This window comes from Streptomyces sp. AHU1, assembly GCF_045343905.1.
Lineage (GTDB): Bacteria > Actinomycetota > Actinomycetes > Streptomycetales > Streptomycetaceae > Streptomyces > Streptomyces triticiradicis.
This window is the reverse complement of the sequence record NZ_CP174283.1, coordinates 5365867-5387747: the sequence shown is the minus strand read 5'-3', so window position 1 is coordinate 5387747 and position 21881 is coordinate 5365867. Positions and strand designations below refer to the sequence as shown.

20 protein-coding genes are annotated in these 21881 nt (G+C 68.4%); 9 read left to right on the top strand and 11 right to left on the bottom strand.

Translation table 11 applies throughout. The features are described 5' to 3' along the window. Positions 1-54: 54 nt before the first annotated feature. Both ACICHK_RS24155 and ACICHK_RS24150 read left to right on the top strand, forming a co-directional pair. Positions 55-1395 carry an ATP/GTP-binding protein gene (locus tag ACICHK_RS24155; protein WP_406838515.1) on the top strand — a complete coding sequence of 447 codons (1341 nt, stop codon included), beginning with the start codon at positions 55-57 and terminating at the stop codon, positions 1393-1395. Beyond that, on the top strand, positions 1349-1981 hold the full coding sequence (locus ACICHK_RS24150) for an RloB family protein (protein ID WP_406838514.1): 633 nt from the start codon (positions 1349-1351) through the stop codon (positions 1979-1981). Before ACICHK_RS24155 ends, ACICHK_RS24150 begins: the two co-directional genes overlap by 47 nt. A gap of 98 nt (positions 1982-2079) precedes the next feature. Here the strand turns inward: ACICHK_RS24150 and ACICHK_RS24145 are convergent, their stop codons facing one another. After that, positions 2080-4911 (bottom strand): hypothetical protein, encoded by a 2832-nt coding sequence (locus ACICHK_RS24145; RefSeq protein WP_406838513.1) that lies wholly within the window; start codon positions 4909-4911, stop codon positions 2080-2082. A gap of 134 nt (positions 4912-5045) precedes the next feature. Between ACICHK_RS24145 and ACICHK_RS24140 the strand changes: the two genes are divergently transcribed. The 3 genes from ACICHK_RS24140 (at position 5046) to ACICHK_RS24130 (ending at position 8043) form a co-directional block, all read left to right on the top strand. Continuing rightward, the gene (locus ACICHK_RS24140) at positions 5046-6407 is read left to right on the top strand and encodes a hypothetical protein (protein WP_406838512.1); all 1362 of its coding nucleotides are present in this window, start codon (positions 5046-5048) and stop codon (positions 6405-6407) included. A gap of 201 nt (positions 6408-6608) precedes the next feature. Next, positions 6609-6827, top strand: coding sequence for a hypothetical protein (locus tag ACICHK_RS24135; RefSeq protein ID WP_406838511.1), 219 nt, complete (start codon positions 6609-6611; stop codon positions 6825-6827). Continuing rightward, on the top strand, positions 6820-8043 hold the full coding sequence (locus ACICHK_RS24130; RefSeq protein WP_406838510.1) for a helix-turn-helix domain-containing protein: 1224 nt from the start codon (positions 6820-6822) through the stop codon (positions 8041-8043). The genes ACICHK_RS24135 and ACICHK_RS24130 overlap by 8 nt, the downstream gene beginning before the upstream one ends. Positions 8044-8292: 249 nt before the next feature. On the opposite strand, the gene ACICHK_RS24125 is transcribed toward ACICHK_RS24130, so the two are convergent. Continuing rightward, on the bottom strand, positions 8293-8850 hold the full coding sequence (locus tag ACICHK_RS24125) for a hypothetical protein (protein WP_406838509.1): 558 nt from the start codon (positions 8848-8850) through the stop codon (positions 8293-8295). A gap of 53 nt (positions 8851-8903) precedes the next feature. Continuing rightward, the gene (locus ACICHK_RS24120; RefSeq protein WP_406838508.1) at positions 8904-9617 is read right to left on the bottom strand and encodes a hypothetical protein; all 714 of its coding nucleotides are present in this window, start codon (positions 9615-9617) and stop codon (positions 8904-8906) included. Between the two features lie 337 nt (positions 9618-9954). Here ACICHK_RS24120 and ACICHK_RS24115 point away from each other — a divergent pair, with 337 nt between their 5' ends. Then, a complete protein-coding gene (locus ACICHK_RS24115) occupies positions 9955-10683 on the top strand; it encodes a DUF3293 domain-containing protein (protein ID WP_406838507.1) in 729 nt (242 codons plus the stop codon). Positions 10684-10895: 212 nt separating this feature from the next. Then, positions 10896-14690 carry a BREX-2 system adenine-specific DNA-methyltransferase PglX gene (gene pglX / locus ACICHK_RS24110; protein WP_406838506.1) on the top strand — a complete coding sequence of 1265 codons (3795 nt, stop codon included), beginning with the start codon at positions 10896-10898 and terminating at the stop codon, positions 14688-14690. A gap of 41 nt (positions 14691-14731) precedes the next feature. Here the strand turns inward: pglX and ACICHK_RS24105 are convergent, their stop codons facing one another. The 3 genes from ACICHK_RS24105 to ACICHK_RS24095 form a co-directional block, all read right to left on the bottom strand. Beyond that, positions 14732-14893, bottom strand: a complete 162-nt coding sequence (locus ACICHK_RS24105; protein ID WP_406841301.1) for a DUF397 domain-containing protein — start codon at positions 14891-14893, stop codon at positions 14732-14734. A 35-nt stretch (positions 14894-14928) separates the two neighbouring features. Then, entirely contained in the window at positions 14929-15750 is an 822-nt protein-coding gene (locus ACICHK_RS24100) for a Scr1 family TA system antitoxin-like transcriptional regulator (protein ID WP_406838505.1), read from the bottom strand. Positions 15751-15937: 187 nt separating this feature from the next. Beyond that, a complete protein-coding gene (locus ACICHK_RS24095) occupies positions 15938-17287 on the bottom strand; it encodes an RNA-guided endonuclease InsQ/TnpB family protein (protein ID WP_406838504.1) in 1350 nt (449 codons plus the stop codon). Between the two features lie 285 nt (positions 17288-17572). Between ACICHK_RS24095 and ACICHK_RS24090 the strand changes: the two genes are divergently transcribed. Beyond that, positions 17573-18403 carry a hypothetical protein gene (locus ACICHK_RS24090; protein ID WP_406838503.1) on the top strand — a complete coding sequence of 277 codons (831 nt, stop codon included), beginning with the start codon at positions 17573-17575 and terminating at the stop codon, positions 18401-18403. A 36-nt stretch (positions 18404-18439) separates the two neighbouring features. Further along, positions 18440-19078 carry an NYN domain-containing protein gene (locus tag ACICHK_RS24085; RefSeq protein WP_406838502.1) on the top strand — a complete coding sequence of 213 codons (639 nt, stop codon included), beginning with the start codon at positions 18440-18442 and terminating at the stop codon, positions 19076-19078. A 200-nt stretch (positions 19079-19278) separates the two neighbouring features. Here ACICHK_RS24085 and ACICHK_RS24080 read toward each other — a convergent pair whose 3' ends face one another. The 5 genes from ACICHK_RS24080 to ACICHK_RS24060 form a co-directional block, all read right to left on the bottom strand. Then, a complete protein-coding gene (locus ACICHK_RS24080) occupies positions 19279-19536 on the bottom strand; it encodes a Txe/YoeB family addiction module toxin (protein ID WP_406838501.1) in 258 nt (85 codons plus the stop codon). Beyond that, complete coding sequence (locus tag ACICHK_RS24075; protein ID WP_406838500.1) at positions 19533-19811, bottom strand: type II toxin-antitoxin system Phd/YefM family antitoxin; 279 nt, start codon at positions 19809-19811, stop codon at positions 19533-19535. Before ACICHK_RS24075 ends, ACICHK_RS24080 begins: the two co-directional genes overlap by 4 nt. A gap of 157 nt (positions 19812-19968) precedes the next feature. Further along, complete coding sequence (locus tag ACICHK_RS24070; RefSeq protein ID WP_406838499.1) at positions 19969-20703, bottom strand: hypothetical protein; 735 nt, start codon at positions 20701-20703, stop codon at positions 19969-19971. A 14-nt stretch (positions 20704-20717) separates the two neighbouring features. Beyond that, a complete protein-coding gene (locus tag ACICHK_RS24065; RefSeq protein ID WP_406838498.1) occupies positions 20718-21518 on the bottom strand; it encodes a hypothetical protein in 801 nt (266 codons plus the stop codon). A gap of 14 nt (positions 21519-21532) precedes the next feature. Then, positions 21533-21673 (bottom strand): hypothetical protein, encoded by a 141-nt coding sequence (locus tag ACICHK_RS24060; RefSeq protein ID WP_406838497.1) that lies wholly within the window; start codon positions 21671-21673, stop codon positions 21533-21535. Positions 21674-21881: the final 208 nt, after the last annotated feature.

The window sequence follows — 21881 nt, the reverse complement described above, 5'->3', positions numbered from 1 at the left end:
CGGCGATTCACTTGCACGAAGTGCGGTGAAACTAGCCTTTGGAAGGGGGTGCTCATGCTCTTGAACTTCAGGGTGGCCAACCACCGCTCCATTCGCGACGAGCTGGAATGGCAGCTTCAGCCTGTGTACGGGGGAGACCGGCCGACTGGTACCGCCTGGGAGGCGGTACCGGTCGCGGGGATCTTCGGTTCCAACGCGGCCGGCAAGTCGAACGTCATAGACGCATTGCGTTGTATGGCGGAGATGGTGACCCGCTCTCATCTCCTCGCGGAGGACGGTGAGGGCATGAGCAGACAGCCCTTCCTTTCGGACACTCTGAACACGGACTCGTCGTGGTATGTCGCTGACCTTCTGGTACGCGGCGTGCGCTATGTCTATGGGTTCGAGATCGACGACGAGCAGGTCGTCAGCGAGTGGTTGTACGCCTACCCGGAAGCACGTAAGCGGGTGGTCTTCGAGCGGGACGGCGACGATTTCCGCGTAGGCAGCTCGCAGGACCGGAGCAAGGAACTGCGTACGGTCGCGGACGTGACGGCCCCCAACGCGCTGTTCCTCTCCATGGCGGCCCGGTCGAAGGCGACCATGGAGGTCGTCCACCCCGTGTACCGCTGGTTCAGGAGCGATCTGGTGTTCGGCGGCACCGTGTCGGGCGGTCCCATGTCGCGTTCCCTGATGCTCAGGAACCTCGCTCGCAGGCTCGGCACCCAGGGTGAACCGGTCCATCTGCGTGATGTCCTGCGCGTCGCGGATCTCGGGATCGAGGACTTCCGTGTGCAGAGCGTCGAGGAGGAGTTGTACGTTTCCCGGACCGCGCCTCCGTCCGCCGGCAAGGACATGCTCTTCGACATGCCGAGGTCGCACCGGCGGACACGCCACGAACTGTTACTGAAGCACGCGGGCAGGAACGGTCCGTTCGAAGTGCCGCTGGCCGCGGAGTCCGCCGGCACCCAGGCACTGGTCGAGTACGCATTCACACTCGAAGGGGTGGCCCGTCGTGGCGGCACGCTGGTCGTGGACGAACTGGGCAGCAGTCTGCACCCCAGGCTCAGCGCGTTCCTCGTCACCCTCTTCCAGGATCCGGTGCGAAATCCGCACGGCGCCCAACTGCTGTTCACCAGCCATGACGTGAGTCTGCTGGGACGCAGAGCAGGAGAGGACATCCTCAAGCGCGACCAGATCTGGTTCGTGACGAAGAACGAGTTCGGGGAGAGCTCGTTGTATCCGCTCTCGGACTTCCGGCCGCGTCAGGAGGAGAACCGGGAACGGCGCTATCTGAACGGAAGTTACGGCGCGGTACCCATGGTCGACGACACGTTCACGCTGGCGATCGCCGGGCGGGGGGAGACGGATGGCGAGGGATCCGAAGCGGGACGGTCGGAAGACTCCGAGGCATGAGTCCACGCTGCGCCGCAGACCGGCTTATCGGGAGGAGTTACCGTCGATCCTGGTGGTGTGCGGAGCGCGTAATACCGAACCGGATTATGTGAAGGGCCTGTTGAGGGCCGTGGACAATCGCGCTGTCGACGTGCGGGTCAAGATCTGCCCGCAGGATCCGGTGTCCGTGGTCCGGCACGCGGTGGGCGAACGTACGCGGGCGAGAGGCCACTACTCCCACACCTGGTGTGTGCTGGACGTGGACGATTTCACCCACCTCGGCGAGGCGCTGCGGCTGGCCCGTGCCGAGGATATCGAGATCGCCCTGTCCAATCCGTGTTTCGAACTGTGGCTGCTGCTCCACTTCCGTGATCACCGCGCGTCGGTCGACGGCTTCCGGCAAGCCTTGCGACACCTGCTTCCCCACCATCCCGGCTACAGCAAGACGTCGGACAGGTTCGACTTCAGTCACTACCGCGAGACCTGGCCCGAGGCCGTGGACCGCGCGCGGGCTCTGGCGAAGGCGGGTGACGAGCACAAGGAGAACCCGTCGACCGGAATGTGGCGCCTTGTGCGCCAGATCGTCCCCGCGCACCGCCAGGCCTGAGCTGGTGAGGAAGGTCGGCTTCCCTCCGTCGGCGCCGGCTTCTCCGGCCAGCCTGTGATCGCCCCGGCACCGCGAAGCCGGTACGGGCCTGGCATCAGTCATCCGAGATAGGCGTCCACTCCGGCCGCCGCGAGCGGGGAGAGGGTGCTCGGGTCGGGGTGGCCGTGCAGGCGCAGCAGTACGTGGTCGTCGTCGACCAGGCAGTCGGTGTACGGCAGGGTGCGGGACAGGAGTTGGGCGAAGTCGTCGCAGGCCGCCCTGACGTCGACGCTGTGCAGACCGATCCAGACGTGCAGCGTGCCGTCCTGGACGGTCAGTTCGACGTCGACCGAGGTCCCGGCCGCGTCCGCGGCCTCGCCGCACCACTTCAGCGTCTCGTGCAGCGCGCCCAGTTGGACGCGCAGGGGCTCGAAGGATTCCCGGCGCATGAGGTCGCGGACCGTGACGCCGGTGTCGGGTGCCTGGTCGCGCCACCAGTCCTGGACGATGTCGCGGACGGTCTTCTCCCACGGTCCGGTGTTCACGGCGCGCAGTACCGCGTCGGCCGCGTGCCGCCGGACCACGCTCGCGCCGTCGGTGCCCGGGTCAGCGGCCATCCGCCGCAGCAGGGAGCGGGGGCCGCGCCGAGTGTCGTCCACGACCTTCCGGTAGAGGTCGCGCAGCGCGGCGGGCACGTGCCCGCCGCCCTCGGGGGTGAGCAGCCCCTGGACACGGCCTGCCCATGCCTGGAACGCCTCGGTGTCCCCGGTGGCGAGGAGATCGGTGCCGAGGTCACCACGGGCGATGATGCGGGTGCGCTGTCGCTCGGTCGGGGCACCGAGCCCGTCGAGCTGGGCACGGAGCAGGTCGGTCAGCAGGTCGCGGCGGCGGAGGGTGAGGGCGTCGAGGGCGTCGTCGGAAGCAGGGGCGGCGAGGACGTCGAGGACTTCCTGGGCGGTCGCCTTCTTCGCCTCCTGTTTTCCCGTGTGGCCGTCGGGCCGGGCGGTCCACCGGTGCACCCGCCCTCGGCTGTCCCGCAGGACGGCGGTGACGGTGAAGCTCTTGAGGTGGTCCGGTCCCGAGGTCTGCTCCTCGAACTCGTACGTCATGCCGTACACGCCTGTCAGGGCGTTGAGCACTGTCACCGGGTCGTGTCGGTGGTCGAGCGCGGTGAGCCATTCGTCCAGCACGACGGGTCGGCGCCGCAGGAGTTCCGGGCCGCGGGTGCGCCAGGCCGCGGCGAGCACGGCCTGGACCGCGTCGGAGATCGCCGCACGCCCTTCCCCTCGCTCCCCGTGACCGGTCAGCAGCCCGTCGCCGACGGCCAGCACGCCGCCGAGCCGGGCGATGTCCTCCTCGGACGACGGGAGGAGACGGGTGTCGTCCTCGTCCAGCCGCAGATCGCGGGCGAACGCGGTGTGGGCCCTGGTGTGGGCCGCCAGGTGATCGATGACGAACGAGCCGTGATGGGCAAGGAGATCGTTGGCCCGCTGGTGGACGGCGGTGGCCGCGGCCTTGTTCTCGTAGGTCCAGGACGCGTGCGTGAGTGCTTGGGCGAGCAGTCCGTCCGCCCGGTGCCCGAGCTCGAACGTGGTTGCCAGGTCGGTGACGGCGTCACGGTGCCCGGGGTCCGGGAGACGGTACGGCTGAGGAGGCACGGCCCTGGCCCCGGTCGGCGGGGCCGCCGGGGCGGCGGCCTTCACCACCTGCGGGTACTTGTCCATCAGAGCGCGGGCCGCAGCAGCGCGGGCGGCCTTCTTCGAGCGCCCGACGCCGAGAGCGTTCCGTCCGGTACCGGTACGGGCGACGACCCGGAAGAGCTTCTGGTGGGCGGGCCCCTCCTCGCCGTCGTCGCCGTAGGTCAGCCCCTCTTTCCCGAAGACCGACTGGGCTTTGGCCACCGGATCGGGCCCCGTCTCCGCCGACGGCCGGTCGAGATCGGGCCACACGGCTGTGACGAGCCGACGTGCCGTGTCGTGCGCGCCGGTCAGGCTGAGCACGCCGAGGATCTGGCGGGCGACGCTCTCGCCCACGGACGGGGCCGGCTTCTGTGCCTCACCCGTTCCCATACGCGGCAGACGGCCGTCGGTGGCCCATTCGCCCATGGCCAGTTCCGCGGCACGCCGCCGCCGGGCATGATCGGCCGACTGCTCACCGGACTTCTGCGGCCGGGCCCACCGCGCATAGGCGTCGAGGAGGATCACGTCGAGAGTGGTGGCGCCGAGCCGGTCCAGGAGGCCGAGGACGTGCGGGGTGACGTGCTCGGCCTGGCGGCTCTCGTAGAGGTGGCTGCGGTGCTCGGCGGCCAGCCCGAGCCATGCGGTCGCCTCCGGGGTGGTCTCCCAGTCTCCGGCGGTCTGCCGTACGGCGGCGACCACCTCGACGCCGGATGCGGCGACCAGTTCCGCGGGTGGGGCGACCAGCGGCGGATACGTGATGTCACGGGAGGCGAGCTGCCGGTGGGGGCGGGGGGCACGGCGTACGGGTTCGGCGGACGGCCGGCGGTCGTCCCCGCCCCTGGTCTCACGGACGGGTGCGGGCTTGCGGCGGGACGGCGGTTCCGGCCGGCGACGGTCCGGGCTGTGGCTGAAGGTCGCCTGCCGCGGGGACGCGTTCCGCTCGTGCGCCTTCTTCGGCACGACAGCGCCCCGGTCGAGGGTGAAGCGCAGGTCGGCGACGAGCCAGCCGGGCAGCCCTCTCGGAGGTTGGCCGCCGTTGAAGAACGCGCCGGCCAGATCGACGCAGTACTGCCAGTGGTCCCACTCGTAGCGGTTCGCGTACTCCTGGGCGAGCCCGCGCAGGGCCGCGCGCATGCGCTCGTACGGGACCTGCCGACTGCCGAGCGTGTACGACGTGCGCTTGCGGGCCGCCTCGATCGCGAGGGCGATGCGGTGCACGGGCGTGGGCGGTGCGGTCTCCCGCAGTGACACGATGCCGACCCAGTGGTTCATGGCCCTCCCCCGGCAGGGGTGGCGCGGCCCGGCACGCGGCGGGGTGGCGCGGCATGGGCACGCTCCCCGGCAGCGTACGGGCGTCCCCTCCCCGACCTGCTGTTCCCCTCCTCCCGCCGCGCTCCCCGTCTCCGGTGATCACGGCGGAACTCCCTGATCAGGGTAGGTCGCCGCCTGTTCCTTGGACAGGGTTTCAGGGGATCTTCCCGCAGGCGGATCGTCAGACCTTGTCCGGTCAAGTCGGGAACCATACGCTGATCTTCTTTTCCGCAAGGGCGTGGCGTCCGGGGGCTGTCATGAAAGTCGGGGAACGACTTCTCGGCAAGAGCATCGTCAAGATCAACCCGCCTCGGGGAGACGCGCAGCTCGTCCGGTTGGAGGCGGTCGCCCTCTTCACCTGCTCGCAGTGCACTCGGACGAAGACGGCGCGTTCCATCGCCGTGCGCCACAAGAAACTCCTCTGCAACGGCTGCTACGGACGCCTTCAGGCATCGCCACCGGCGCACGACCAGAAGCCGCTTGAGAACGTCACGGACGATCTCGCGCGGATCGTCGTGGCGGAACTCGATGGCGGGCTTCCCCATTCGGTGGTCAACACCGGTCTCACCATCGAGTGGAAGTTCTCCGTGCGGGCCGAGCATCTGCTGCACGGCACGTGCCCCGTTCCGCCCGAGATGGCCGACCGAGCCGCCCCTCAAGAGCCGCTGGAGCTCACCTTTCTGCGCGGCCGCCACCGCATCCGGACCCTTGACGAGCAGAAGGGAGTCAGACTCCGGGTGCAGGGTGACGAGGCGCTCCTGACCGGACTGACGTGGCAGCCCTTCGTCCTTCCCGGGACATACGTCTCGGTGCGGTGGGACACCTGGAAATCGCTCCGCCTGGCCTACACCCCGCTCGACGCGCCCGTGGTCTTCGGCGGCACGGTCGTGCGCTACGCCTACGACCCGAGAATCATGACCCGTGAGCTGGCGGCCTTCGACGCTCGTGTGGACCGGGTCGAGGAACTCGTGCTGATCGCGCTGCGGGAGCTGGGGTACCTCGACGAGAAGGGCAGGGCCCTGCTTCCTCAGGAAGCGTTGATCCGTAACACCGTCGAGCGCGCGCGTCCTCAGCCTCCGGCGAGGAAAAAGATCGACGCGGCGATCGCGCGTCTCCTTTCCCGCGGAATGCTCACATGGGAGCAGGGCAGCATCAACGCTTCGGGCGCGCTGCGCTATCCGGCACGGCGTGGAGAGACACCGGTTCCGCTGCTCTGCTACGCGCCGACGCTTCGGGCCGCGGAACGTGAGGATCTACGGAACGAGGCCGGCGCCGGACACGGGATGAGCGCTCACCGCGTGGCGGGCCATCTGATGCGCATCGGGCACCTCGGCAAGGGGGCGAGCGCAGAAGCGAAAGCCGCCTACCGAGAGGATCACGCACGAGCCGGTCTGGCGGGACCTCACGTACTGCCCCGCGGCTACACCTACGTCCGAGAGCACGAGCGAGGGATGTAGTACGGCGCGCCGCAAGTCCTTCCACTGTCGCCGGCAATCGGCAATCGGCAAAGACTCTTCGACGCACTGCACCAGCCCCTGCGGTCCAGGCGCTGGGTGTGTCGCCGTTGCAGTCAGCTTCGCCATAGTGCGGACGCTGAACACTAGGTGACGCTACGTTGCACACGCGCAGACACCATCAGCGACGAAAGGCCCACTGTCATGTCTCGCCTCGATCTCGCTCAACTGGCCCTCGTTGCCGCCCAGAACATCGAGACCGCCGACAAAGTCCGTCGTGACCCGGCCGTCGTCAAGGCGGCCAAGCAGTTCAAGGAAGACAGCACCCAGGCTTTCCGCTCCGGTGGTGCGCTGGCACGTGAGGTTCGGTCCTCCTGGCGCCGCCACAGCCCGCTGGCCAAAGAGGTCGGAATCGATGAATGATTTCAGTGCAGAGGCGATGGGCCTCGTGATCCGCGAACACCGCCAGGCGCAGGAACCCTCGATGACCCAGGAAGAGTTGGCTGAGCGGGCCGATTACGGTAAGGGCGGCGCGGTCTCGATCTCCCGTATCGAGCGCGGTCTCGTGAGTCCCGGGGAGCACCGTCTGGCCGCCATCGCCCTCGCGCTCCGACTGACACCCGCGCAGATCAAGCAGGAGGCGGAAGCCCGAACCAGGTCTCTCGCTCGTCAGCGGGGCCAACGGCAGGTGAAGCTGCGCGACCAAGTCGCGGAGACGAAGAAACGCCACGCCGAGGTCAACGAGAAGGTCGCCCAGCGGTCGAAGATCACCCAAGAGCACGGGGAAGCCTTCAACCGTGCCCATGATGCCGTCCGCGACGAGTTCTTCATGAGGTTCGTGGAACTGGCCGAGAGCATCAGCGGGGCGCCCGAGCCGGAGAAGCCGGGTGAGGAGGAGACCGAGAGCACGAGCGAGACCCCTACGGCGATACGTATCGAGGCCATGTCCGCCGGGATCGCCAACGCGATTCGTGGTGCCGCCGCCGGAGGTGCGGCCGGGGCGGCGGTCGGCGGTGCCGCGGCCTACGGTGCGTTCACCGCTGCCGCGATGTTCGGGACCGCCTCCACCGGAACGGCTATTTCGACGCTGGCCGGGGCTGCCGCGACCAACGCGACTCTGGCCCTCCTGGGGGGAGGCACACTGGCCGCGGGCGGTGCGGGCATGGCGGGTGGAGTTCTCCTGCTCACGGGCATGGTCGCCGCCCCGGCGGCAGCACTGGCGGCCGCTGGCTTCTACGTCCTGCGGAAGCGCCGGAACAAGAAGGAGGAGGAGCGTCTCCGGACCGAGGTCGAGGCGGCGGAGGCTGCTCTGGATCAGTCACAGCAAGGCTTCGACGTGATGATCGACGTGCTGGATCGCGCCACGGCCATCATGGAGTACGTCGAAGTCCACGGCACCCACGCCCTTGAGAAGTGGAGGGTGAGTCTGCCGCCAGAGCCACGGGACTGGGATTCACTCGGGCACGAGGGGCGGGAACGGTACAAGGGGTTCCTCACCGTAACGGGATGCTTCCTCGCCGCGAGCATCATCAACGTCCCTGCTCTCCTCACGGCAGAGCCCGATGATTTGCGCGAGATGGACAAGGCCGTCGACGAGACGCTGCGGTACGCGGACAAGACCATCAAGTCGATCATCTGAGTCCCGACGCCGTTGCCACGCGCAGATCTGGTGCAGCGCGCCGCAAAGCCCTTTCCGGTCGGCGATGGCGGTGGGTGAGAGACGTGCGGTCCGGGCGAACCGTCGAAGGCTCCTCCACGTCTTGGCCACCGCCACCCTCATCCACCTCACCGACTACGTCAGTCAACGGAATCGCACGATCGCAGCTGGCGAATGACTTACGGCGCGCCGCAGTAGTGCGAGGTCCGTGAGTTGTACGGCCACGGCCTTCTACGCGGTACGAGGCTTGGTCTCCTGCGAGCCCGTTCCGCTCGCCTTCGCCCGGCGGGGGACCGCTCCGGCTGTCCCGGCCTTCTTGGTGGCCCGCGCCCTCCGTTTCGCCTGCAACCGTTCCGCCTGCTGCTGCTTCCGGGTCTGCTCCATCCGCCGTTCGCGTTGCAGATCCGTCGTGCTCAACAGCATGTACGCGGGCGCGATCCTGGGGAGTTTCTGCTGTCGGTCCACGCCCCTGTCCGCGACGGGGACGGCCCGGGCGGCGGACCGGACGGCGGGAGTCGCCGAGAGGCCGCGGGTCGGGCGCTTCTTCGCCCGCTTGCCGAACATGCCCTGCTTTCCCGGTGCGGCCGGAACCGGCTTCTCCGCCCTGACAGGAGCGGCCCCCAGTCCGTTGCGCCGCCGCTCGGCGTCCCGGGCGAACTCCGCGTCCAGCAACGCGCGTCTGCGCCGGAGCTCCGCTTCCCGCTTGGAGAGCCGCTCGGCGGCAGCGCTCGGCTTGGCCCCGCCTTTGACTGTCGGCTTTCCGGTCCGGGGAGTCGTACCGTTGCCCATCACACCTCCACCTCTCACTCGTCGCCGGGCGTCGTGGCCCGTCGTCCGTGATCTCAGTTGTCGTCCAACTGGACGTGACAGCGCGACCAGTTGACCGTCCACTCGCCGTCCGTCTCGTAACCGGCCTCGCCCAACCGCTCGGTCGCCCGTGCCAGGAAGTCCCGCAGTTCGTCCAGGGTGTCGGTGTCCGGGGACTCGCCCGGACATCCGGACACGCGCTCGCGGTACGGCGTGCGCCGTATCCCCATGCCCGTCTCGACGACCTGGAGCGTGGGTCCGGCGTCATCGTTCGTGATCGAGGCCAGGCGCCGGAGGGCGACCGGCTCCCGGTCCGACGCGTCACCGGAGCAGTCGACGTCCTCGCCTTCGCCGCGGAGCCCGGTGACGACCCCCTCGCAAGAGACCCAGTCCAGACCCCAAGGACCGAAGTTCTCCCACCCTTCCGTGTCCAGCCTCCTGCGGGCGACTTCGGTGAGGAGGGTGAGTGCCTGGATCGAGTGCGCCTGGAAGCCGGGCGGGAGCTCGTCGCTCAGATCGAAAGCGGGCTCCTCCCCCATCCCTCCGGGGTAGGCGTTCACGAGTCCGAGGATCCACCGGTCGTCGTCCTCGTGGTCTTCGCGGTCTTCGTCGTCGCCGTCGTACGGGTCGTACTCGTCGTACCGACCGCTGCTGATCTCTGCACGGCGCTCCTTGTCCGGCTCGCAGCACCAACAGAGACCGGGCGTGCCGTCACAGTCGTCGGAGTCCACATGGGGCGGTACGGGCATGTCGAGCAGCCTTCCGGAGTCCGATGACCCCGGTAACGCGCTGCCGCGCCCCGGTGATCCGCACCGCCCGCGCACCTCGCGCGGGCCGGTCGTCACCCCGGGCGTCGCGCGCCCGGGCGTGATCTCGTCCAGCACCTCAGGAGGCTGACGCCGGATCACACGACCGAGCGGGAAGCTAACACCGGCACCGGCCTTCCGCAAGATCTTCACAAACCCTTGCCGCCGAGGTCGCGATCATGAAATCTTGCGGCCTGGTAGCCCCGGTCGATCCCGGCCGCGGGCGAGCACCGATCTCCCTGCACTGTCCGTAAGGGGGTCTTCGTTCCGAGGAGGCCTTGTGCACGCCGTCGACGCAACCGGCACGCCCCGCAACTGGGACCTGTACCGGGCAGCGGTCGTCGACATCCGGTTCCGGGACCGGATCGTCCGCGTCGAACCGCGCTCCCCGGGCACGGCCGGGGGTTCCTTCCCCGCACCGGCCGGCGGCGCCACCATCCATGTGATCACCGCGTGGAACCCCCTCGGCCGTGACGCGTCCCCCGAGGCCAACGCCCACGCCCACCACCTGCTGCTCGCCGAGGTCCGCCACCGCAATCTCACCTGGTGGCCCGCGATAGGCGGCGACATGTCCGGGACGCACCGCGAGGAGAGCCTCGCGGTCACCGGTCTGAGCGACACCGCCGCGCGCGACCTGGGCCGCCGCTTCGGCCAGGACGCGGTCTTCGCCTGGACCCCCGACGCGTGGCGCGTCCTGGCGTGCGACACCGACGCCGCCGCGGTGAGCGGATGGGCGGTGTCCGAGAGGGCCGATTCCCGGGGGCGGGCGGCCGTCGAGGCGGGGGGGGGGACACGAGTGATGGGCATGTACCCGATGCGTACGCCGGACCACTGTCCGCACTGCGGCAGGCGTCTCGCCGACCCACCGGCCGAGCGGGTCAAGGCCGACGGCTTCCCGGCCGAGGTGACGTACGCGACCGATCCGGTGTGCGGGGCGCGCTGGCACGTGTGGGACAGGACGTCGCCGCTGCGCCGGCTGGCCCGGCCGTATGTGGAGGGCCCGGAGTGACGTCTCGCCGCGCCGGGAGGCGCGGCGGCCGGCTGCCCGCGGAGGCGGGCGACCGATGTCACGCGCGGGCAGTGCGCGGGGGACGATCGGCCGATGTCTACGGCCATTGACGCCGGGCTGGCAGGATGGGACGGCGAGCCTGGGGCGGTTCGCCGTGAAATGTGCGCATCCGTGGTGATCGCGGTGCCGTGAGCAGGATGAGAGGTGCGGCTGTGACCGTGACGGCTGAGGGGACGCAGGGGACGGGGGCCTCGCTCGATCGCACACGGCTGCTGAAGGATCTCCAGGCACAGGCACGGCTCCTTGAGGACGACCTCCGGGAGCGGGCCGAGGCCGAGCCGGAGTTCCGGAACGCGCTGCGGGTGGAGTACGACAAGGCCGTCATGGCGGAGCGCACGGCGGCCATGTACGAGACGTGGCGTGACGAGCGGGTCGTGCAGATCGCCGCCGCGTGGGTCCTGGCGTGCGTGTTCGTGCGGTTCAGCGAGGACAACGGGCTGATCTCGGACCCGTGGCTGTCCGGGCCGGGGGATCGGCTGGCCGAGGCACAGGACCGGCACGACGCGTACTTCCGGGACAACCCCGCGAGGAATGACCGGGACTGGCTGCTGGACTCCTTCGATTTCCTCGCCAAGTCGCACCGGACGGTAGCGGGGCTGTTCGACTCCACGCACAACCCGTTGTACGAGGTGACGCCGTCGTACGAGGCGGCCACGGCGCTGCTCGCGTTCTGGCGTCAGCGGGGCGCCGACGGCGAGATCGTGCACGACTTCACCGACGCCGAGCTGGACACCCGTTTCCTCGGTGACCTGTACCAGGACCTGTCCGAGCACGCCCGCAAGACGTACGCGCTGCTCCAGACCCCGGTGTTCGTGGAGGAGTTCATCCTCGACCTGACGCTGGAACCGGCGGTGGAGGAGTTCGGGCTCACGCCGGCGTGGAAGCAGCGGCCGGGCGGCTGGGACGGCGAGACGTTCCCGGAGGGGCCCGACGGCGAGGAGGTCGTACGGGGGCTGCGCTGCATCGACCCCGCCTGCGGCTCCGGGCACTTCCTGCTCGGCATGTTCGAGCGGCTGCTGGAGAAGTGGCGCGCCGCCGAGCCCGGGACCGAGCCATGGGTGCTGGTACGGCGGGCACTGGAGTCCGTGCACGGGGCCGACAAGAACCCGTTCGCTGTGGCCATCGCGCGGTTCCGGTTGCTCGTGGCTGCCCTGAAAGCGGGCGGGGTGCGGGAGTTGAGCGCGGCTCCTGGGTTGCCCATTCGAGTGGCTGTGGCGGATTCGCTGCTGCATGGGCGGAACCTGGACACGGTGACGGAGACACTCGACACCCTGTTCGCGGAGGACGAGCCCTTCTACTACCGGACGGAGGACGTGGAGGACTACGTCCGCCAGGTGGACCTGCTCGGGCGTGGGACCTACCACGTGGTGGTGGGGAACCCTCCATACATCACGGTCAAGGACAGCCAGGAGAGCCAGAACTACCGGAAGGCCTACTTCTCTTGCGCTGGGAAGTACGCGTTGTCGGTGCCGTTCGCCCAGCGCATCTTTGATTTGGCCATTCGTGCCGAGGGGGACCAGAAGGACGGGGGCTTCACCGGGCAGATCACGTCGAACTCCTTCATGAAGCGGGAGTTCGGAAAGGTCCTCATCGAGGCTTACTTCCACGGGGGCCGGGAGTTCAAGGACCCCAGCACCGGACGCAAGCGGGATTTCGCGGGCGTCACGCTCACCCATGTCATCGACACGTCCGGCGCATTCATTCCGGGGCACGGCACCCCGACGGTGATCCTCGCCGGGCGCAACCATCAGGCCCGGCAGGCCAATACGATCCGCGCCGTGCTCGGCGTCCGGGGTGAGCCGAACCAGCCGGAGGATCCGGCGAAGGGGCTCGTGTGGAGTGCGATCACCGGGCAGGTGGGGCGGCCTGGGAGCGAGTCGGAGTGGGTGACTTCCACCGACGCCGCGCGCTCGACGTTCGCCGATTTCCCCTGGAGTCTGTCCGGCGGCGGAGCTTCGGATGTCATGGCGACGCTGGGGAACGGCACCACCCCTCTGGGCAACCGTCTCGACCGTGCCATTGGGTTCGCCAGCTTCCCGGGACAGGACGAGGTGTTCTTCCTGTCCGAGTCGTGGTTCGCGCAACGCCCGGATGCCGCATCGCTGAAACGTGCCCTGATCACGGGAGACGTCGTACGCGACTGGGACATCGCCGCGAATGAGCCGGCCCTCGTGCCGTACGACGCTGCGCAGAAGCCCCTTCCTTACGAGTCCGGCTCCGACTGGGGGCGCCACCTGTGGACCATGCGAGCGACGCTCGGTTCGACAACGGGGTTCGGCGGCCAGACCCGTGCTGAGTCGGATGAGCCGTGGTGGACGTGGTACCGGTGGGTCAGCGAGCGGTATCGGACACCGCTGTCACTCACGTTCGCGTTCGTGGCCACGCACAACCACTTCGTGCTGGACCGGGGCGGGAAGGTGTTCAACCGTTCTGCGCCGGTGATCAAGTTGCCAGAGGGGGCGAGCGAGGAGCGGCATCTGGAGTTGCTGGGGGTGCTGAATTCTTCGACTGCTTGTTTCTGGCTCAAGCAGGTAAGCCAAGCCAAGGGTGGCGCCGACAATTCCAGCGGCGGCGGAAACCGATGGACGCCTGAAGCTTGGATCGACCGGTACGAGTTCACCGGCACCAAGCTGCAGGAGTTCCCGCTTCCACAGCAACTCCCCGTCGCTCTAAGTCAAGAACTCGACACTCTCGGCCAGACGTCGGCCGAGCATGAACCCTCCGCGCTCACCAACGCTGCCGTACCCACTCGTGAAGCCCTGGACGAAGCTCGTCACGCCCAGGAACAGACACGCGCACGGATGATCGCTCTCCAAGAGGAGCTGGACTGGACCGTCTACGGCGCGTACGGCCTACTCAGCCCCGAGGGGGTTGCCCGTACCACCGCCGCTGACTTCCCCGAAGTCGCACTCGGCCAGCGTGCGTTCGAGATCGTTCTCGCTCGCAAGGTCGCCGCTGGTGAAACCGAGACCGCCTGGTTCACGCGCCATGGCTCCACCCCGGTCACCGAGATCCCCGCCCACTGGCCCGAGGCATACCGCGAAGTCGTCCAGGCACGTATCGACATCATCGAGGCCAACAAGGACATCCGGCTCATCGAGCGCCCCGAGTTCAAGCGGCGCTGGTCCACCGAGTCCTGGGAGAAACGGGAAGCCGCCGCCCTCCGGAACTGGCTGCTCGACGCCGCCGAGCGCAAGGACATCTGGTTCGAGGAGAACGGCGAGTTCACCGTCCCTCGCCCCCTCACCGTCAACCAGCTCGCCGACGCCCTCCGCCACGACAAGGACATCCAGGCCGTCGCCGAGCTGTACGCCGCCGATCACCTCGGCAAGCGTGACGCCTCCCTCGCCACCGTCCTGGCCGCCGTCATCGAGGCCGAGCACGTGCCCTACCTCGCCGCCCTCCGCTACAAGGACACCGGCCTGCGCAAGCGCACTCAGTGGGAGCAGGTCTGGAAGCAGCAGCGCGAGGAGGACCGGACCGGGCAGCGGCTCGACATCAAGGTGCCGCCGAAGTACACCGGCGCGGACTTCCTCAAGCACTCCTACTGGTCCAACCGCGGCAAGCTCGACGTGCCCAAGGAGCGCTTCATCTCCTACCCCGGGGCCTCCGTCGAATCAGACACCTCCCTGCTCCTCGGCTGGGCCGGCTGGAACCACCGCGACCAGGCCGACGCTCTCGTCGGACTCGTCCGCAACCGCATCGAAGACGGCGGCTGGGACAAGAAGGACCCCCGGCTCGCGCCGCTGCTCGCGGGACTGCGGGAAGTCCTGCCCTGGGTGCACCAGTGGTACAGCGAGTACGACGAGGAGTGGGAGGGCAACCCCGCCGAGGAGTTCCAGGCCGCCCTCGAAACGGGCCGCGCGGATGCGGAGTTGTCGGAGAACGACCTCGCCAACTGGCGTCCCGAGAAGAAGACGCGGGGTCGGCAGAAGAAGAGCGAGTAGGTGACGAGGGGCGGTCGGCAACCGACCGCCCCTCCCTCACATCAACCGCGCGCGGCCATCCGCAGGAACAGAGTCCATTGGTCGGCGCTCACATCAAGAACCGTTTCGTCTCGCCGCTTCGAGTCGCGGACGAACACGACAGGCCCCGCTACGGCGACCTCAACACACTGACCGCCGTCCCCTGCGCTGTAGCTGCTCTTCACCCACGTCAGTCCGGCTGTCCGCTCGGCGTTGGCCTTCACAACTCTCCCAAGAGCTTCTCGATCCAGGCCAGCGATTCCTTGGGGGTCCTGGCTTGCGCCCGCAGGACGCCGTACGTGGACTCGAACCCCTGGACCTTCGCCGGCTCCGTGTACAGGGTGCTGTGACTCTGCACCTCCGTATAGGCCATCCTGCGCCCCGAGCACGTGAGGATCAACGTGAACGGCCCGGCGACTCCAGCATGCTCGTCGCGATCTGTCGGCATGACCTGGACTTCGATGTGCCGGTCATGTCCCAGCAGCAGGAGGTGTTCCAGTTGGGCTCGATGAACTTCCCTGCCGCCGAGCGGTCGTAGGAGAACGTGCTCCTCGATGACGAAGCTCAGGAGCGACCTGGACCGACGCGAAAGCAACTTCTGCCGATCCAGACGTGCACACACTCGCTGCTTCACCGTTTCCGCATCCAGCAACGGACGCCACATCTCGAAGACAGCACGCATGTACTCCTCGCACTGCAACAGGCCGTTGACCAAGTGCGCGTCGTAGGCGTGCAACTCGGCTGCCTCGGCCTCGTAGCTCACGAACTTCCGGAAGAACCCCGGATATCGAGCCCTGGCCACCTCCTCCTTCATGGCCGCCAGCACCCCCCGCGCCCCCACCGCCCGGTCCACCGCATCGATCAGCTCGGGCTTCGGGATCCGCCGCCCCTGCTCCACCGCCGCGATCTGCGCCTCGCCGTACCCGACCCGCTCCCCCAACTGCGCCTGGGTGAGCCCGGCCAGCTCCCGCAACAACTTCACCTGGCGCCCGAAGCACCGCAGGAACTCGACGTCCGAGTCCGGTTCCGCACCCGCGTCCATCCCGCTCGCCCCCTGCCGCCTCCACGCTCCGTAGCCGCAGGCTAGGACGCCCATGCATCAACCAAGCGCACAGCCAGGCAAGTTGGTTCGTGTGAGTGAATACCCGGCGAAAGCATTCTTCACTCAACGCGTCCATTCACGCACTCTCCATGCAGTGCGGTCAGCACAAATACGCCCCCCGCAACAACTAGAACCGTTCGCGAGGGCCTGAACCACCATTGACATCCTCCCCCTCTTGAAAGAGAGGGATTCCAACCCTTACGGGCTGGGGTTCACGGGTGTTCGAACGGCCGGTGGCCGTTGTCACCCCTCCGGCACCGGCTGTTCGCCGGGGGCGGGGAAACCCGCCCTGTCCTGCCGCGACATTGTTCGCTGCGTTCTCATCGGCGTTGCAGGTGAAGCCGCAGGAGGAGCAGACGAACTCGGCTTGGCTCTTGCGCGAGTTCTTGTCGATCCAACCGCAGAGGCTGCAGCGCAGACTGGTGTAGGGGGCGGGGACGTCCTCGACGCGGCCCGGGGCCTTGTGCCCGGTGCGCTGGCGGAGCAGGCCCCAGCCCTGGGCGAGGATCGCACGGTTCAGGCCGGCCTTCTGTGCGACCTTCCGGCCGGGTTCTGCCACGGTGCCCCTGGCCGAGCGGGTCATGTTCTTGATGTTCAGCTTCTCGAACCGCACCAGGTCGTAGCCGCGGGCGAGCATCGTGCTGGTCTTCTCGCACCAGTCCTTGCGCCGGTTCGCTTCGCGGGCCTTGAGCCTGGCCGCCTTAGCGTACTCGGCGCTCTTGCGCTCGCTTCCCTTGGGGGCGCGGGCGGCCCGGCGCTGGTGCTTGCGGATCCGGGCGCGTTCCCTGACGGTGAGCTGCGGGCAGTTCAGTTTCCGCCCGTCCGAGAGAGCAGCCGTGATGGCCACGCCCCGGTCGATGCCGATGACCTCGCCCGTGCCGGGCCCCTCGACCGGGGCGGGGACGACGGCGAACGCGATGTGCCACCGGCCGTTGCGACAGGTGACACGGAACGTCTTCGCCTTGGGCAGTTCAGAGCCCTTGCCCTTGCGGCTGAGCCGGAAGCGGACCCAGCCGCAGCCAGGCACCTTCACCCGCGCCCACCGCCGGTTGAGCTTGTGTACGACAACCGAGCGGCCCATGACCTGCTTGCCGGTCTTTGTGTTGAGCTTCGGTGAACCGTCCGACTCGAACTCCCCGATGCGGTCGGTGCCGATGACGCGGAAGCCCTCGTGCACGTGCTTCCTGCGCCAGGTCGGCTCACCGAACCCGGACACGAAGCGGGCGTTCTTCGCTGTGGCGAAGTCCTTCAGGGCCTGCTGCTGTACATCGGCATTGCCTGTGGCCAGCCATGCGTTGTCGCGCCGGGCCTCGGTGAGCTGGCGGCACTGCTCGGCGAAGCCGGGCGCCGCCCTGCGGCCCCGGTACCAGTGTGCGTGCTGCTCGACAGCGAGGTTCCAGACGTACCGGGCGTGCGCGCAGTGGCCGAGCATGACATCCGCCTGCTCGCTCGTCGGATACATCCGAAACCGTGCCATGACCGCGAACCTAGCCAGCACGTTCCCCGACCGGGCACACCATCGACCGACATCACCCGTGCGAGTGACCACCCCGGCTACCGACCCGCCCGATCATCGGCCGCCATCGAGCGACCACCGTCGACTCCGGGTTGCCGCACCTGCTCAAGGTCGGCCTCATCACCACCTGGCAGCTCTCCTCTGCCCGAGGGGGCGCGCGAGCCCCTCTCGCGCACCGCCGAACGCGCCCGTATCGGAGCAACCGCGTTCACCCGCGCCAAGCGCCAGCTGAAGGACGAGGGATTCGTGCACGAGCGGCGCGTCCAAGGACCCGGCGGTCACTGGACGACCCAACAGCTTGTCTCCAACGTGCCGTTGAGCCCCGCCGAGGCCGCTAAGCTCCTCGCACAGATGCCCGTGTCGCCCCAGGTCGCACCGAGTGCCCGCAATCCGGTGGTCGGTGCACGGACCGGTCGGCCCGCCGACGGTCTTCCCTATGGCGACACCCATGGGAACACCCGCAACCGTCCCCCCAAACCCCCCGAGGAGACACCCGATGCCCCCGCACCCGCCGAAGCCTCCGAAGCCGCGCACCCCTCGCCAGCCCCGAAAGCCCCGCAGGCCCAGGTAGACCGCGGAAGCCCTGAAGGTCACGAGGGCCATGAGAACCGCGAGGGCGACGAGGACGGCAGGCCCGGTCCAGTCCCTCCGAACCCCCACCTCGAAGAGGCCCGCACCCTCGCCGCCTCCTACCGCGACCTGGACCCCGCCCTCCGCCACGTCCCCCGCCCCATGCACGCCGAGCTGGCCCGCCTCACCTCCCACTGGCTGGAGGCCGGCCACCCGCCCGCCGCCATCCGCACCCACATCCTCCGCAACCTCCCCGACGACGGCACCCCCGTCCACCGCCCCGGCGGCCTGCTCCGCCACCTCCTCCGGGACGTACCGCCCCCACCCGCGCCCACGCCCGTCGCTCCTCCCGACGCTCCCCCGCATGCCCCGCAACAGCACGCCCCAGCCGTCACCAGCCTCTCCCCACGGCTGGCCGCCCTGCGCGAGTGCGAGGGCAGGCACGTACAAGCGACCCTGTTCCGGCCGGTCCACGACGAGACGCTCTGCCCGCGCTGCTCCGGCTGACCGCACTTCAACTCGTAGCTGCCGTACCGTAATCGCATGACTACCAACGTCTACATCGACGGCTTCAACCTCTACTACGGCCGCCTCAAGAAGAACCCCGAGCTCAAGTGGCTCGACCCGGTCTCCCTGTGCGCCAAGCTCGTCCCGGCGGGTCAACAGATCAAACGGGTGCGGTACTTCACGGCGAGAATCAAGCCACGCCCGGACGATCCAGGCGGGCCACAGCGCCAGGACGCCTACCTGCGGGCGCTCGGCACGCTGCCTCAAGTATCCGTCCACTACGGGAGGTTCCTGCAGACCACCCCGCGCATGCGGCTGGCCCAGCCACCGCCCGGCGGCCCGAACACGGTCGAGGTGGTCAAGACGGAGGAGAAGGGGACCGACGTCCACATCGCCTCGCACATGCTGCTCGACGCCTTCCGCAAGGACTGCGACCTGATGGTCCTCGTCAGCAACGACAGCGACCTGTGCGAACCGCTGCGGATGGTCAAGGAGGAGCTCGGCGTCGACATCGGCATCCTCAACCCGTTCGACAAGCCGAGCCACTGGCTCAGCCGGCTCCAGCCGGCGTTCATGAAGCCGATCCGGGAAGGCGTCGTACGCGCCTCGCAGTTGCCCGATCCGGTGCTCCTGGGTGACGGCAAGGAGGTGCGCCGACCCAAGGAGTGGGCCTGAGGGGCACTCCCGCAGCAAAAAGCAGAGGCCCACCGAATCCTTGGTGGGCCTCGCGCCTGCTCGCCGCGACGAGCAGGGGAATAGATCTCCACACTAGCGCAACAATGGTTGCGCTACCAGACGAACAGCTACCGTCACGTAAAGTACCCACCGCCCGGCTCCCGACGTACGGCGAACACGCGCCTTCGCGGGACGGCCCGTCAGTAGTGGTACCGAGCCTTGATGATCACGATTTCCTTCTCGGTGGCCCGGTAGACCAGCCGGTGCTCGTCGTCGATCCGGCGCGACCAGTACCCCGACAGTTCGCCCTTCAGCGGTTCGGGTTTACCGATCCCCGTGAAGGGGTCGCGCTGGATCTCCCCGATCAGGCGGACCAGCTTGCCGAACAGCTTCTTGTCGGCGGACTGCCAGTAGAGGAGGTCCTCCCATCCGGTCGGACGGAACCGTACGTCCCTCACTCCCCGTCCTCCGCCATGGCCGCCAGCTCATCCATGGACCTGGTGATCAACGGTGTCTCGGCGGCCTTGTCCTCGGTGACGGCCGCCATGAGGCGGGCGGCGTTGGCAGGGCTGCGGAGCAGATAGATGGTCTCCTGCCAGGAGCGGAAGTCGTCGGCCGACATCAGTATGGCGTTGCCGCCCTTGGAGGTGATCTCGACCGGCTCGTGATCGTCGTTGACCTGCTGGATGAGCGGAAACAGCCTGGCTCGGGCCTCGCTGGCGGTGATGGCCATGGACTCGTCCTCCCAAGAAGTGGTACGGAATCACGGTACCACTCAACTGGTACAAGAATCCGGTACCAGTCCGGAGAACCGATATGTGCCCGGCGGTGCCGCCGCCCGAGATGCCACCACCGCACGGACCGGTGCCCAGGCCGGACGCACACCGCAACTACTTCACGAACCTGCCGTCGCCCACGACGACACCCGGTCTGCTGTTGATCGCGTCCGGCGCCCACTTCACGATGGAGACGTCGATCGTGATCGCACCGGCCCCGGTCACGTCCTCCGTCACGTCGAGCACCTCGCCCGTTCGAAGGGTGAGGCTCTTGACCGTCGATCCGTCGCGTCGAGTGATGCCGACCACCGCCTCGTAGTCGGGCAGGGTGTCCTTGTCCAGCCCGACTTTCGCCTTGAAGACGGTCAGGCCGGCAGGAACGTTGAAGGAAAGGGGCTTGACCTCTTTGCCGAAGACCCCCGGCGAGAAGACGATGCTCTTCTGGAACGGGACATCACCGAGCAGCACGGCGTCCTCTCTCTCATCGTTCCCGTATCCCCCGATGGGCCCGTCATCAGTCAGGTAGCGCACCTGCACGTCGGTCCGGACTTCGGCCGTCGGTTCCTCCACGTCGCCGCCGGGATCGGAGCGAGCAGTGGCTCCTTGGTCCTGGTCGCTCGTGCCCTCCGAAGCGGAATCGTCGGGGCTCGTCCGAGCCGAAGGCGAGTCCGTGGGAGTCTCCGGCGTCCGGGACTGCTCCGGGCCCTCGGGGCAGTCGGCGTTCACACAGACCTTGCCGTCCCGTCCGGCATGTTGACTGATGTTGTTGGTGGCCCCGCAGCCCGCGGTCACGGACACCAGCACGCACAGGAGAACGGAACCACGGGCCGCTCGTTTCCAGGCTCGCACGCCCCCCGCCTCGGTCACCTGCGGACCACCGGGGCGCCCACTGCCCCATAGGCCCTGCCGAGCGCCCCGTCGAAGGACATTCTCAGCAGCCCGACGTTCGAGACGTCGAGGCCCTTGAGCGTGTAGCTCCTGCCGTACTCGAGCGTCTCCGAGTACAGGACCTTCCCTGTGCCCTGGTTGACCAGGTTCACCCTCAGCGTCTCCGTCTTGTCGTTTCCCGGGGAATTGGCGGCGATCCCGAACGTCGCATCGAGTTTCGAGTAATTGCCCGCCAGCTTCACCTGGAAATACCCGCTCTCGTTCTCCCCGCAGGCGATCGTGCACCCGACGACGAATGCGGTGCCGAACGACTTCCCTCCGACGGTCACGTCCTTGGAGTTCCATGTCGTGCAGGTGCCCGTCACGCAGCCGTCCGCGGAATCCCGCAGGCCCTCCGGGAGGTTCCCGCCCGACAACTCGACGCTGACCGGGACGGATCCCCCCTCCACGGACCCGGTGCCGCCCTCCTCCCGTCCGGCACCGCCGTCCGCACCGCCACCGCTCCCGCTCCCCCTGTCAGGGGCCGTGCCGCCCGTGCCGCCGCCTCCCGGCTTCTCCACGTCGGGGGGAGACGTCTCCGAGGAGCTCTCTGCGGACGGGGCGGACGGGGTGGACGGGGCGTCCGCCGAGTCGTCCTCAGGACACGTGGAGCCCTGAACACAGGCCTCGGCGTCACCGCCGGCCTCCTGGTTGATCGTGACGTCCTTGCACGAAGTGACCGCGAGCACCGACAGCGTCACCAACGCCGCCGCGCGGACGATTCCCCGCCGTCCCACACGATCCCCACTGCCTAGCACTTCGATCCGATGCAGACGGTGCCGTCCCGGCCGGTCTTCTGGTCCACCCTGGTGCCGTCCGACTTCATGAGACCGGTGACGACCGCGGCGATGATCACTGCCAGCGCCCCAATGACACCGACAAAGATCTTCACTTTGTGATCATTGGTCCAGCCCGCCATATAACCAACCTTCCCGTGACAAAGGAAAGTTGATGGTGACACAGGAGCAACAGTGACCACTGCGGAATACCGGACATATGCGGTCCTGTGGCCTGCTCGTTACAGGACCGTCCCAGAGGTGGCGTGAACGCCCGGACCGCGCAGCCGCCGCCTCGGCGCCTCCCCTCCCGTCGGAGAATCC